Raw genomic sequence first — 13538 nt, 5'->3', positions numbered from 1 at the left:
GTTCGCTCGATATTCCCAGGGAGCTTGTGCTGTGGCATAGCGCCACAAGGCCGCCTCGGTCTTGCCGGAGCCGGTGTCGGCCTCCAGAAGCACCAGGTCGCTGCCAGGGTCAGCGCCGCCGATCAGCCGCTGAGCCGCACGGTGCGAAGCGCGCCCCGGCCACGCTGGCGAAATCGGTGGGCGGTCTGGCCGCCTCCAGGGCGTGAAATCCGCCCTGCCCGTCGACCTTGCCCCAGGCTTTTGGTTTGCGAGACTTGAAAGCCTCCTGAAAATCCATCTGACCCCACGCGGACCGGCATCTTCGTAAAACCGCATCGCATTCCGACTTGGCGCGCACCCAGCGTCAAGGTCTAAAAGATGCTGCAAGATGAACGAACATCCGCTTCGGCCTGATGCTGCGGCAAGCCGTCATGTCCCCATGGGAGTCGATGGGCTTGGCCGCCACCATGATCCGCACCCGGCTTGACATGGCTGACCTGTGGGGCAATTTCGGGCCTGAAAAATGGAAAGCCCCAAGGATTCTAAATCCTTGGGGCTTTCCATTTGGTGCCCAGAAGAGGACTCGAACCTCCACGCCTTGCGGCACACGGACCTGAACCGTGCGCGTCTACCAATTCCGCCATCTGGGCCAACTGGTGTGAGGCGGGTCTCTAAAGGCAGTCGCGGGGGGCGTCAATGGGGTGTCGCAGAAATCGTGCGAAAAACTGTCACGCCGTCCCAGCCCGCCTGCCGCCCGCCTTGCCGCGCGTCCCGTGCTTGGGTAAGGAACGGACGGATATCGGCATTCAGGAGGCGGGACGCCCATGGCGAAACTGGTCACGATTTACGGCGGATCGGGCTTTGTCGGCCGGCAGGTCGCGCGGCTGATGGCCAAGGACGGCTGGCGCGTGCGCATCGCCGTGCGCCGCCCGGACGAGGCGCTGTTCACCCGCACCTATGGCGCGGTGGGTCAGGTGCAGCCGGTGCTGTGCAATGTGCGCGACGATCTGTCGGTGCGCGCCGCTATGGCCGGGGCCGACGCGGTGGTGAACTGCGTCAACATCCTTGCGCCCAAGGGCGAGAGCACGTTCCAGGCCGTGTTCCACGAGGGCGCCGAGCGCATCGCCCGGCTGTCGGCGGAAACGGGCGTGGCGCGGGTGGTCCATATCTCGGGCCTGGGCGTCGATCCCGAATCGGCCAGTGCCTATATCGCGGCCAAGGGGCGCGGCGAATCGGCGGTGCTGAAGCATCGCCCCGACGCGGTGATCCTGCGGCCCTCGGTCATCTTCGGGCCGGGCGACAGCTTCTATAACCGCTTTGCCGCGATGACGCGCCTTGGCCCGGTGCTGCCGGTGATCGGCGCAAGGACACGGATGCAGCCGGTCTTCGTCGACGACGTGGCGCGGGCCGCCGTCAAGGGCGCCACGGGCGAGGCTGCGCCCGGCATCTATGAACTGGGCGGTCCCGACGTGCTGACCGTGAAAGAGGTGGCCGAACAGGTGTTGCGCGCCACGATGCGCAAGCGCGCGGTGGTGAACCTGCCCTTCTGGGCCGCGACTCTGGGCGCGCGCGTGCTGGGCCTTGCCCAGCTTCTGACCGGCGGGCTGTTCACCAACTCCATCCTGACGCGCGACCAGATCGCCCTGCTGCGCGCCGACAACGTGGTCTCGCCCGGCGCGCGCGGCTTTGCCGATCTGGGGATCCAGCCCGTGGCGGCGGAAGCGGTGATCGAAGACTATCTGTGGCGGTTCCGCCCGTCCGGGCAGTACGACGCGATCAAGCAGTCGGCCAAGAACCTGCGCGCCGACTGATGTCCGACAATACCATTGCCGCCGCGATCCTCGGGGTTCTCGAAGGGCTGACCGAATTCATTCCGGTGTCCTCGACCGGGCATATCCTGCTGGCCGGGCATTTCCTGGGCTTCGATTCGCCGGGCCGGTCGTTCGAGGTGCTGATCCAGCTTGGCGCGCTGCTGGCGATCCTGGGCGTTTATTCGGCGCGGATCATCCAGATCCTGTCGGCCGCGCCGCATGACCCGGCTGCCCGGCGGTTTGTCGGCGCGGTGCTGCTGGCCTTCACGCCTGCCGTGGTCATCGGTCTTCTGGCGCATGGCTTCATCAAGTCGGTGCTGTTCGAGACCCCGGTGCTGATCGCGGTGATGCTGATCCTGGGCGGGATCGTGCTGTTGTGGGTGGACCGCAGGGCCGACCATCCCGTCTATGCGCGGGCCGAGGATTTTCCCCTGTCGATGGCCTTCAAGATTGGCCTGTTCCAATGTCTTGCGATGATTCCTGGCGTGTCGCGGTCGGGCGCGACCATCGTCGGCGGGCTGCTTCTGGGGGCAGACAAGCGCTCGGCTGCCGAATTTTCGTTCTTCCTGGCGATGCCGACGATGCTGGGGGCCTTTGCCCTGGATCTGTTCAAGAACCGCGACATCCTGGACGCAAGCGCCCTGGGCAATATCGCGGTCGGCTTCGTTGCGGCCCTTCTCAGCGCGCTGGTCGTGGTCCGCTGGCTGCTGAACTATGTGTCGCAGCATGGCTATGCCCTGTTCGGCTGGTGGCGGATCGTGGTTGGAAGCGTGGTTTTGCTGGCGCTTTGGGCTGGTTGGTAAAAGATGCTGACCTAATTTCTACCATCCTTCGGCATTTATTTGTCCCGTGCATCAGAAATATAGGGTTTAGGTCAGCATAGCTGACTTTTAATGAATTCCGCCTTGGTTTATTGCGGCTGCAAGTGTTCCTGTTTCGGAAGGTCGCGCAGCCATGGCCACGCAAAAGATGCTCAAATTCGTCTCGACTCCGCGCGAGATGCCGGTCAAGCGCCCGGCAACCGAACGCAGCGAGGACTTTCACGAGATCTACCGGGAATTCGCCGACGCCAAGGCGGCCGAGCAAGCCAGCCGGTGCAGCCAGTGCGGCGTGCCCTATTGCCAAAGCCATTGCCCGCTGCACAACAACATCCCCGACTGGCTGCGCCTGACCGCCGAAGGCCGGCTTGAGGAAGCCTATCGGGTCAGCCAGGCGACCAACACCTTCCCGGAAATCTGCGGCCGCATCTGCCCGCAGGACCGGCTGTGCGAAGGCAACTGCGTGATCGAGCAGTCGGGCCACGGCACCGTCACCATCGGGTCCATCGAGAAATACATCACCGACACCGCCTGGGAACGCGGCTGGGTCCAGCCCGCCGCCCCGGTGATGGAACGGTCCGAAAGCGTCGGCATCATCGGCGCCGGGCCGGGGGGGCTGGCTGCGGCGGACATGCTGCGCCGCCAGGGCTTCCAGGTCACGGTCTATGATCGTTACGACCGCGCGGGCGGGCTGCTGACCTATGGCATCCCCGGCTTCAAGCTGGAAAAGGACGTGGTGATGCGCCGCAACGCGCTGTTGCAGGATGGCGGCGTGGACTTCGTGCTGAACTGCAACGTCGGCCAGGACATCAGCTTCGACGCGATCCGGGGCAAGCACGACGCGGTGCTGATCGCCACGGGCGTCTACAAGACCCGCGACCTGGATATCGACAACGCCGATGCGGGCGGCGTGGTCCGCGCCATCGACTATCTGACGGCCTCGAACAAGGTCGAGTTCGGCGACGAGGTGCCCGATTTCGAGGATGGCGAACTGAACGCGCGCGGCAAGCGCGTGATCGTCATCGGCGGCGGCGACACCGCGATGGACTGCGTGCGCACCGCGATCCGCCAGGGCGCGCTGTCGGTGAAGTGCCTCTATCGCCGCGACCGCGCCAACATGCCGGGGTCGCAGCGCGAGGTCCAGAACGCCGAGGAAGAGGGCGTCGAGTTCGTCTGGATGTCGGCGCCCGGTTCCTTCATCGGCCATGTTCCCGGCATCGCCATGCAGGCGCAGGAAGCCGACGTGGACGGCCCGACCGGCAAGCTGGCGCAGATCGCGCAGGTCCGCGTCCAGAAGATGCGGCTGGGCGCGCCGGACGTGTCGGGCCGCCAGTCCCCCGAACTGATCGAGGGCGCGGATTACGACGAACCCGCCGATCTGGTCATCAAGGCCCTGGGCTTCGAGCCCGAGGATCTGCCCAAGCTGTGGGGCGTCGACGGGCTGGAGGTCACCCGCTGGGGCACCATCAAGGCCAATTTCCAGACCCATCAGACCAGCCTGCCCGGCGTCTTCGCGGTGGGCGACATCGTGCGCGGCGCATCCCTGGTGGTCTGGGCGATCCGCGACGGGCGCGAGGCTGCCGAGTCCATCGCCGGATACCTGACCGGCGAAGCCCGCATCGCGGCGGAATAGGGGGCGGCGATGCTGCGGATCCCCCTGATCCTGGGGCTGGCGCTGGCCGCATCGGCGGGCCATGCCGCCAATTTCACCCCGCCCAAGGGCTGCCAGTTGCAGGCGACGGTCCAGAACCGGGGCTGTTCGGTCAACCAGTATTATCAATGCCAGGCCGATCCGGCGGGCCATCAGCGCACGGCGACCTTTGGCAAGGACGGGCTGCGCCACCTGTCGCGCATCGACGGGGAAACCCGCTGGATCGAAAGCAGCGATCCCAATACCGGCCTGGCCGATTTCCTGGTCGAACGGTCCAAGGATCACGCCAGCTTCAAGACGCTGCTGGAAACCGGCCAGGACGATTTCGATTTCTGGACCGAATCCAACACCGGCGAACGCCTGCGCAACGTGGGCCAGGACATCCTGACCGGCGAGACGGTCGAGATCGACGGCCAGCCGCTGGAGGTGACCCGGTTCCAGCTGAAGACCTATGACGCGAACGGCGAATTGCTGATCGAACGCAGCGGCCAGCAGTTCATCAGCCGCAAGATGGGCCGCTTCTATGGCGGCGTCGAGGTGCAGTCCGACTGGACCGGGCAGCGCCAGGAAACCAATGACAGCCCCGTCACCTTCGCCTTTCCCGGCGAGGAAGGCTTCGGGGACACCGAACCGCAATTCGACTGCGATCAGTTGCTGACGCAGCTTCTGCACGAAAGGGCCTGACGATGAGCAAGGATTGGCAACAGGAAGAACAGGCCCGCCGCGACTGGATGGCCCGACACAGCCTGTACCGCGAGGAGGACGAGCATTCGTCCTGCGGCGTGGGGCTGGTGGTCAATATCGACGGCAAGCCCTCGCGCAAGGTGGTTCAGTCGGGCATCGACGCGCTGAAGGCGATCTGGCATCGCGGCGCGGTCGATGCGGACGGCAAGACCGGCGACGGGGCAGGCATCCATGTCCAGATCCCGGTGCCGTTCTTCTATGACCAGGTGCGCCGCACCGGGCACGAACCGGACCAGTCGAAGCTGATCGCCCTGGGCCAGGTGTTCCTGCCGCGCACCAACTTCGCCGCGCAAGAGGCCTGCCGGACCATCGTGGAATCCGAGGTTCTGCGCATGGGCCATTACATCTATGGCTGGCGCCACGTCCCGGTGAACACCGCCGTGCTGGGCGAGAAAGCCAACGCCACCCGCCCCGAGATCGAGCAGATCCTGATCCGCTGCGAAAAGGACATCGACCAGGTGCGGTTCGAGCGCGAACTGTACATCATCCGCCGCCGGATCGAGAAAGCCGCCGTCGCGGCCCAGGTCGCGGGCCTGTATTTCTGTTCGCTGTCCTGCCGGTCGATCATCTACAAGGGCATGATGCTGGCCGAACAGGTCGCGGAATTCTATCCCGACCTCAAGGACGACCGCTTCGAATCGGCCTTCGCCATCTATCACCAGCGGTATTCCACCAACACCTTCCCGCAATGGTGGCTGGCCCAGCCCTTCCGCATGCTGGCCCATAACGGCGAGATCAACACCCTGAAGGGCAATCTCAACTGGCTGCGCAGCCATGAAATCCGCATGGCCAGCAGCGCCTTCGGCGAGGCGGCCGAGGATATCAAGCCGATCGTCCCCGCCGGGTCGTCGGATTCGGCGGCGCTGGACGCGGTGTTCGAGGTGATGGTCCGGTCGGGCCGGTCCGCGCCGATGACCAAGACCATGCTGGTCCCGGAAAGCTGGTCCAAGGCCACCACCGACATGCCGCGCGCCTGGGCGGACATGTATGCCTATTGCAACGCCGTGATGGAGCCTTGGGACGGCCCCGCCGCGCTGGCGATGACGGACGGCCGCTGGGTCTGCGGCGGGCTGGACCGCAACGGGCTGCGGCCCATGCGCTATGTCGTGACCGCCGACAACATGCTGATCGCCGGGTCCGAGGTCGGCATGGTCCCCGTCGACGAGATGAGCGTACGCGAAAAGGGCGCGCTTGGGCCGGGGCAGATGATTGCCGTCGATATGTGGGACGGCAAGCTGTATCACGACCATGCCATCAAGGACCGCCTGGCGGGCAGCCAGCCCTTTGGCGAATGGCTGGAAAAGGTCGTGGACCTCAGCCACAAGATGAAGGATCTGCCCGAGAACGCCGCCTACACCGGCGAAGTTCTGCGCCGCCGCCAGCTTGCCGCAGGCTATACGCTGGAGGATATGGAGCATGTCCTGTCCCCCATGGCCGAGGATGGCAAGGAATCCATCGCGTCCATGGGCGACGACACGCCGCCCGCGGTCCTGTCGAACCAGTATCGGCCGATGTCGCATTTCTTCCGGCAGAACTTCAGCCAGGTGACGAACCCGCCCATCGACAGTCTGCGCGAAACGCGTGTGATGTCGCTGAAGACGCGGTTCGGCAACCTCAAGAACGTGCTGGACGAAAGCAGCGCGCAGACCGAAATCCTGGTGCTGGAAAGCCCCTTCGTCACCAATTCCGAACTGGACGACATGTGCCAGATGTTCGGCGAGACCGTGACCAAGATCGACTGCACCTTCCCGGCGGGCGCCGGTCCCGACGCCCTGGGCGAAGGCCTGGCCCGCATCCGGGCCGAGGCCGAGGATGCCGTGCGGTCTGGCGCGGGCCATCTGGTTCTGTCGGATGAAGCGCAGGGCGACGACCGCGTGGCGATGCCGATGATCCTGGCGACAAGCGCGGTGCACAGCTGGCTGACCCGCAAGGGGCTGCGGACCTTCTGTTCGCTGAACGTCCGGTCGGCGGAATGTCTGGATCCGCATTACGTCGCGGTCCTGATCGGCTGCGGCGCGACCACGGTGAACCCCTATCTGGCGCAGGATTCCATCAGCGACCGGATCGAGCGCGGCTTGATTCCCGGCGATCTGTTCGACGCGATGGAATCCTATCGCGAGGCGGTGAATGCGGGCCTGCTGAAGATCATGGCGAAGATGGGGATCTCGGTCATCTCGTCCTATCGCGGCGGCCTGAATTTCGAGGCCGTGGGCCTGTCCCGCGCCATGGTGGCCGAGTATTTCCCCGGCATGCAGTCGCGCATCAGCGGCATCGGCCTGCATGGCCTGCAAGCCAAGCTGGAGGATCTGCACCGCCGCGCCTTCCACGGAGACAATGCCGACCTGCTGCCGGTCGGCGGCTTCTACAAGATGCGCCGGACGGGCGAAAAGCACGCCTGGGAAGCCAGCACCATGAAGCTGTTGCAGGTAGCCTGCGACAAGGCCAGCTATGACGTGTGGAAGCAGTACAGCGCCGCCATGCGGGCCAATCCGCCGATCCACATCCGCGACCTTCTGGACATCAAGCCGCTAGGCAAGCCCGTGCCCATCGAGGAAGTCGAATCGATCACCAGCATCCGCAAGCGTTTCGTGACGCCGGGGATGAGCCTGGGTGCGCTGTCGCCCGAGGCGCACATGACGCTCAACATCGCCATGAATCGCATCGGCGCGAAGTCCGATTCCGGCGAGGGCGGCGAGGATCCGGCCCACAGCCACCCGCTGCCCAATGGCGACAACCCCTGCGCCAAGATCAAGCAGGTGGCCTCGGGCCGGTTCGGCGTGACGGCGGAATACCTGAACGCCTGCGAGGAACTGGAAATCAAGGTCGCCCAGGGCGCCAAGCCCGGCGAGGGCGGGCAGTTGCCCGGCATGAAGGTCACCGACCTGATCGCCCGGCTGCGGCATTCGACCAAGGGCGTGACGCTGATCAGCCCGCCACCGCACCACGACATCTATTCGATCGAGGATCTGGCGCAGCTCATCTATGACCTGAAGCAGATCAACCCGCGCGCCAAGATCACGGTGAAGCTGGTGGCCTCGTCGGGGGTGGGGACGATTGCGGCGGGGGTGGCCAAGGCCAAGGCCGACATCATCCTGATCTCGGGCCATAACGGCGGCACCGGGGCCTCGCCTGCCACGTCGATCAAGTTCGCGGGCCTGCCCTGGGAAATGGGCCTGACCGAGGCGCATCAGGTTCTGGCGATGAACCGCCTGCGCGAACGCGTGACGCTGCGCACCGACGGGGGCCTGCGCACCGGCCGCGACATCGTCATGGCGGCGATGATGGGGGCCGAGGAATACGGCATCGGCACCGCCGCGCTGATCGCGATGGGCTGCATCATGGTTCGCCAGTGCCAGTCGAACACCTGCCCGGTGGGCGTCTGCACCCAGGACGAGCGTTTGCGCGCCATGTTCACCGGCAGCGCCGACAAGGTGGTGAACCTGATCACCTTCTATGCGCAAGAGGTCCGCGAGATCCTGGCCAGCATCGGCGCGCGGTCGCTGGACGAGGTGATCGGCCGCGCCGACCTGCTGACCCAGGTCAGCCGGGGTGCCGCGCATCTGGACGACCTGGACCTGAACCCGCTGCTGATCACGGTCGATGGCGCGGACAAGATCGTCTATGACCGCTCCAAGCCCCGCAACGCCGTGCTGGAAACGCTGGACGCGGAAATCGTCAAGGACGCCGCCCGCTTCTTCGAGGACGGCGAGAAGATGCAGCTGTCCTATGCGGTGCGCAACACGCACCGGACCATCGGCACGCGCACGTCGTCGCTGATCGTGCAGAAGTTCGGGATGCGCAACAGCCTGCAACCCGACCACCTGACGATCCGGTTGACGGGTTCGGCGGGACAGTCGCTGGGCGCCTTCGCCGTGCCGGGGTTGAAGATCGAGGTGTCGGGCGACGCCAACGACTATGTCGGCAAGGGCCTGTCGGGCGGCACCATCGTGGTGCGTCCGCCGATGTCCTCGCCCCTGGTCGCGGCGGACAACACGATCATCGGCAACACGGTGCTGTATGGGGCGACCGACGGCTATCTGTTCGCGGCGGGCCGCGCCGGGGAACGCTTCGCGGTGCGCAACAGCGGCGCCACCGTAGTGATCGAGGGCTGCGGGTCGAACGGCTGCGAATACATGACCGGCGGCGTCGCGGTGATCCTGGGCCGGATCGGCGCCAATTTCGGCGCGGGCATGACCGGCGGGATGGCTTACCTGTATGACCCGCAGGGCGTGGCGCGCGATTACATCAACCCGGAAACCCTGGTGATGTGCGCCGTGACCAAGCAGCATTGGGAAGACCAGTTGAAGAGCCTGGTGGAACGGCACCTGAAGGAAACCGGATCGCGCCGCGCCGCCGAAATCCTTCAGGACTGGGAGGCCGAGAAGGCCAACTTCCTGCAGGTCTGCCCGAAAGAGATGCTGATCCATCTGCCGCATCCGATCATGGATGTGGAAGAACCCGCCGCCGTCCCGGCCGAATAGGCCGGGGCTTGCACAACCCCCTCGGGCGTGTCTGAAGGGGGTTTGGGCATATTGGCGAGGGGAACAAGCGCCTCCTGTCAGCCCCATCGGCTGACAGGAGGTCTTGATGTGGATGTTGCTGGTCTGAAGCACGCCGCCGAGGTCGGATTTGTTGGAACTGCCCGCCCGCAAACGCTTGCTCGTCGTTTCCTTGTTTCCGAAGGCCAGCAGGAAGGCATAGGGAAATTCAGCCGCGTCGAAAGGCTGTTCGGCAAGCTGGGAAATGGCTTCTGCGATTTCGACGGCGGTCACTCAGGTATTCCACGGGTTGATCAGGTCGATGCCGCAATCGGCAAAAGCGGGCGTGTTGCGGGTGGCAACGGTGGCGCCATGGACCCACGCGATGGCAGCGATCTGGCAGTCGGCATGCAGGATCGGGCGGCCGATGGCGCGGCGCGTGGCGGCGATGGTAGCAAAAGCCTCGGCCGCCGCACTGTCGAAGGGCAGGACGCGGCCCGCGAAATCCTCGCGCACGATCTGATCGATCATCACGGACAGGCCATCGCGGCGCTTGCCCTCCGGCAGAATGCCGACACCGTGGCGCAGCTCGGCCTCGGTGATGACCGTCAAGTAGACGGCGGCGCCGTCCTGTGCCGCCAGCCAGTCGACGACACGGTGTTCCGGGGCCAGCCGCAGGATTTCCGACACAACATTGGTATCGAGGATGATCATTGATCGAAGGCGGACGGGGTGCGTATCGCGTCGCGGGCGGGGAGGTCAAGATCAACGCCGCCAATTCTTTCCGCGCGTGCGCGGAGTCGGTGGGCTAGGTTCATGGGCGGACGCGTATCGCCGACCACATCGCGGAGGATTTCACGGGCTTCCTCCTCCATGGATCGGCCATGCTCGGCCGCGCGCACGCGCAGGCGGCGCTTGATGTCATCATCAAGATTTCGGATCGTAATGCTCGCCATCTGCCACCCCGGTTTCCGCCAGAGACAGAATAGGCAGCGATTGCATTGCAATCAACACTATCTTCCCCCAACCGACCCTTCTATCACCCAACCGGAGAGCTTTGCGCCCTTTCCGCGCCGGTCCGCACCTGCTCTCCGGTCCTGAAAACATCTCGTTGATAAGGCGGCACTTCTACGCATGTGTCGGATCGCAGAACGGAGATTTGAGCCTTGCGAAACCGAGAGAGATTGACCGAGAAGCTGGTCCGGGCGGCCGAGACCCGGCCGAAGGCATGGCAGATTTTCGACACCGAGATGTTGGGCCTGTCGATCAGCGAGGCGCTGGGCGCGGCCGAGGACCAGCGTGCCGCCGGCATCATCCGCATGTGCATGCTGACCGGGGCCCGGTTGGGCGAGGTGCGCACGGCCCAGTTCCAACATTTCGATCTGGACTGCGGCGCATGGGTCAAGCCGGCGGCCAATACCAAGCAGCGCCGCATCCACGACCTGCGCCACACCTTCGCCTCGCTTCTGGTCAGCGGCGGGGTGTCGCTGGAGATGATCGGCAAGCTGCTGGGCCATTCGCAATCCAGCACCACCATGCCCTATGCCCCTCTGATGGACTCGCCCCTGCGCGCCGGGGTGGATGCGGTCGCCGAGATGGTGCGGATACGGCCGAGGCTCGTGCATTCCGCACCCTCGGCCGACGACGTCACGCTTCGGCGTGCAGCATCCGCCAGATCGGCCTGATCCGTTTGCGGATCATGCTTTCATCCGGGGCATCGCCATCCGCGCTGCTGGCGATGAACCATTCCTGCATTTCGCCGACCAGATCGGCTTGCTTCTCGGGCAGGCCGCTACGGAAAATACGCAGGATCATCGTGCCGTAGAAGCCACCCCAATCATTGCTCTTGCCAGCACTGGTGCCGACCCGACGAAACACCCCGTGCGCCTCCTCGAAGCGCGCCAGTGCGTCAGCGAGAATCAGCAGGTCGTCGCGCATGATCGGCAATCCGGCCTCCGGCGGTTCGATGTGCATCCATTCACCCTCACTCAGCGCGCGGGCGCGCCGGATCAGCCCTTCGCGCGGGCCGGTTCCGCAGCGGCGAAACATCGCCAGAACGTCTCCGGGTGCAATCACCACCAAGTCCGAGGGGATCACGCCGGCGAAAGAGGTGGGGGATGGCGATCATGATTTCTAGCTGACCGGACATGGCCCATTCTGCAATATCCGTAATATGGCCGCCCCAGCGTGCGGCAGCCTCGGTCAGCATGAAAAATACTCGTTTAGGTAGTAGAATCGGTAAATTCCTAAACTGTTGGGTCTTCTGAAAGGCTTGCCTTTCAGCCCGGTAATCCTGGCCGCTTCACACGCATCGGTTGATCCGGCGCTTCGGCGCACCGCCAGCGCGGCGAGGCACCCACTGTACCGCCCTGCCCCGAATGCACCTGCACCCCCAGATATGCAACCGGCGCGAATGTGGCGTTTCCCGCGCCGGTCCGTTCCGCGCCGCCCGTCCGCCGCTTGTGCTCTCGCTTGCCCTGCAATCACGAGCGAAGGACCGGATCATGACCGATCAGACCGCGACCACCCCAGAGGTCACCCCAGCGGGGCTTCTCGACGACTGGATGCCGCGAAGGGAACTGGCTGGCATCAGCGGTGTCAGCGCCGATACGCTGAAACGCTGGGAGACCCCACGGATAGGGCCGCCCTGCATCCGGATCGGGCGCAAAGTGCTCTACCGGCGCAGCGCCGTGCGCGCCTGGCTTCTGGAACAGGAGAGCCGCGAGACATCCGGCCGCGGGATGGCGGGTAAATGAGCGGCAATGGCAACGGGCCCGGCGTGGCTCCGATCTGGGGCATCGTCTTTGCCCTCATGCTGATCATGTTCGCCCTTCTCACCGGCACAGAAGCCGGCATGAGCAACCTGATCTCGGCCTCGGTCCAGCGCCGTGTCGTCGGCTCGGCCACGCGCAAATCGGTGCTGCTCTACATGGCCGACAAGGTCGCCGATAATGGCAGCGGCACCCGTTCCGATGGCGAGGTTCTGGGCTTCACCGATCACGACCGGGTGCTGTCGTTCGGCGGCACGGATTTCGAGCCGGAAAGCGGCTTTACGGCATCCGAAATCCGCGGCGGCGCTGACCTCGCGGTGGATTCGCAGGATGCCAAAAGGGTGCTGACCTCGGATCGGATCACCGAGACCGATATCATCGACGGGCGCTGGGACAATGCGCTGGCCGAGGTCTGCCGCGTGAACTGGCGGGCGACCGGGCAGCGGGTGCTGCTGCGGCGCGGCTCGATCGGCGAAATGCAGCGCGGGCGCGTGGCCTTGGTGGCCGAGATGCGTTCGCTCGCCCATGTCCTCGGCCAGACCGTGGGCCGGGCCTATCAGGGAACCTATGACGCGGCGCTTGGCGACAGGCGATGCGGGATCGACCTCGATGACCCAGTCTACAGCGCCACCGGCGCGGTTGAGGATGCGATCCGCGACCGGGCGTTCACTGCGATAGGGCTTGGAACCTACGCCACCAGGTGGTTCGCCTTCGGATATCTCGAATGGACGGCCGGGGCGAACACCGGGCGGCCGGCCGAGGTCATGCTGCACGAGAAGGCATCGGACGTCGTCACCATCACGCTGCTGGAAGCGCCGGTGCGCCCGATTAGCGGCGGCGACGGCTTCACCATCCGGGCGGGCTGCGACAAGCGATCCGCGACCTGCGCGGCGAAGTTCGCCAATATCCTGAACTTCCGCGGCTTCCCGCATATTCCGGGCAGGACACGGTGATCCGCTATGCCAGCGCGGAGGGAGGGCATGAAGGGGCGGTACTGTGAGACCCGCCGATCCGAAGAAGGTCGTATCTACCGCGCCCGGCTGGCTGGGCACCCCGTATCACGATCAGGCCAGCGTCAAGGGCGTCGGCTGCGTCTGCCTGGGGCTGGCGCGCGGCATCTGGCGCGAACTGGTCGGGTCCGAGACCCTGCCGGTCCCGCCCTACAGCCGCGATTGGGGCGAGAGCGGGGGACGCGAGGTGTTGGCTGACAACGCCGCGCAGGTGATGATCCGCATCGACCCTCCGAGGCAGGCCCCGGCGCGGTGGTTCTGTTCCGCATGCGCGCG

Annotated in this window: 10 protein-coding genes, 1 tRNA gene and 2 pseudogenes; 8 read left to right on the top strand and 5 right to left on the bottom strand. The window is 65.3% G+C overall.

Annotated features, from left to right (window positions below; all coding sequences use genetic code 11):
• Window positions 1–544 precede the first annotated feature (544 nt).
• Window positions 545–629, bottom strand: a tRNA-Leu gene (locus tag PARHAE_RS05395).
• A gap of 174 nt (window positions 630–803) precedes the next feature.
• On the opposite strand from PARHAE_RS05395, the gene PARHAE_RS05390 reads away from it, so the two are divergent.
• From PARHAE_RS05390 to gltB, 5 genes are all read left to right on the top strand, one after another.
• On the top strand, window positions 804–1790 hold the full coding sequence (locus PARHAE_RS05390; RefSeq protein ID WP_126153581.1) for a complex I NDUFA9 subunit family protein: 987 nt from the start codon (window positions 804–806) through the stop codon (window positions 1788–1790).
• The gene (locus PARHAE_RS05385; protein ID WP_126153580.1) at window positions 1790–2593 is read left to right on the top strand and encodes an undecaprenyl-diphosphate phosphatase; all 804 of its coding nucleotides are present in this window, start codon (window positions 1790–1792) and stop codon (window positions 2591–2593) included. Before PARHAE_RS05390 ends, PARHAE_RS05385 begins: the two co-directional genes overlap by 1 nt.
• A 151-nt stretch (window positions 2594–2744) precedes the next feature.
• Complete coding sequence (locus tag PARHAE_RS05380; RefSeq protein WP_126153579.1) at window positions 2745–4241, top strand: NAD(P)-dependent oxidoreductase; 1497 nt, start codon at window positions 2745–2747, stop codon at window positions 4239–4241.
• 9 nt (window positions 4242–4250) lie between these two features.
• Window positions 4251–4943 (top strand): hypothetical protein, encoded by a 693-nt coding sequence (locus PARHAE_RS05375; protein WP_126153578.1) that lies wholly within the window; start codon window positions 4251–4253, stop codon window positions 4941–4943.
• A gap of 2 nt (window positions 4944–4945) precedes the next feature.
• Entirely contained in the window at window positions 4946–9484 is a 4539-nt protein-coding gene (gltB, locus tag PARHAE_RS05370; protein ID WP_164555154.1) for a glutamate synthase large subunit, read from the top strand.
• 99 nt (window positions 9485–9583) lie between these two features.
• Here the strand turns inward: gltB and PARHAE_RS22080 are convergent.
• The 3 genes and pseudogenes from PARHAE_RS22080 to PARHAE_RS05355 form a co-directional block, all read right to left on the bottom strand.
• Window positions 9584–9775 (bottom strand): annotated as a pseudogene (locus PARHAE_RS22080) (type IIL restriction-modification enzyme MmeI); the annotation flags it as partial.
• A complete protein-coding gene (locus PARHAE_RS05360; RefSeq protein ID WP_126153576.1) occupies window positions 9776–10195 on the bottom strand; it encodes a type II toxin-antitoxin system VapC family toxin in 420 nt (139 codons plus the stop codon).
• The gene (locus tag PARHAE_RS05355) at window positions 10192–10437 is read right to left on the bottom strand and encodes a FitA-like ribbon-helix-helix domain-containing protein (RefSeq protein WP_126153575.1); all 246 of its coding nucleotides are present in this window, start codon (window positions 10435–10437) and stop codon (window positions 10192–10194) included. The genes PARHAE_RS05360 and PARHAE_RS05355 overlap by 4 nt, the downstream gene beginning before the upstream one ends.
• 309 nt (window positions 10438–10746) lie before the next feature.
• On the opposite strand from PARHAE_RS05355, the pseudogene PARHAE_RS05350 reads away from it, so the two are divergent.
• A pseudogene (locus PARHAE_RS05350) lies at window positions 10747–11166 on the top strand (tyrosine-type recombinase/integrase); the annotation flags it as partial.
• On the opposite strand, the gene PARHAE_RS05345 reads toward PARHAE_RS05350, so the two are convergent.
• Entirely contained in the window at window positions 11129–11578 is a 450-nt protein-coding gene (locus PARHAE_RS05345; protein ID WP_164555153.1) for a hypothetical protein, read from the bottom strand. The pseudogene PARHAE_RS05350 and the gene PARHAE_RS05345 sit on opposite strands and share 38 nt — an antisense overlap.
• 407 nt (window positions 11579–11985) lie before the next feature.
• On the opposite strand from PARHAE_RS05345, the gene PARHAE_RS05340 reads away from it, so the two are divergent.
• Window positions 11986–12237, top strand: a complete 252-nt coding sequence (locus PARHAE_RS05340; RefSeq protein WP_126153573.1) for a helix-turn-helix transcriptional regulator — start codon at window positions 11986–11988, stop codon at window positions 12235–12237.
• Window positions 12234–13205 carry a DUF2163 domain-containing protein gene (locus PARHAE_RS05335; RefSeq protein WP_338142916.1) on the top strand — a complete coding sequence of 324 codons (972 nt, stop codon included), beginning with the start codon at window positions 12234–12236 and terminating at the stop codon, window positions 13203–13205. The genes PARHAE_RS05340 and PARHAE_RS05335 overlap by 4 nt, the downstream gene beginning before the upstream one ends.
• Window positions 13206–13538 lie beyond the last annotated feature (333 nt).

It is taken from the genome of Paracoccus haematequi (genome assembly GCF_900631945.1).
Taxonomy (GTDB): Bacteria; Pseudomonadota; Alphaproteobacteria; order Rhodobacterales; family Rhodobacteraceae; genus Paracoccus; species Paracoccus haematequi_A.
This window is presented reverse-complemented; position numbering and strand designations above follow the sequence as displayed.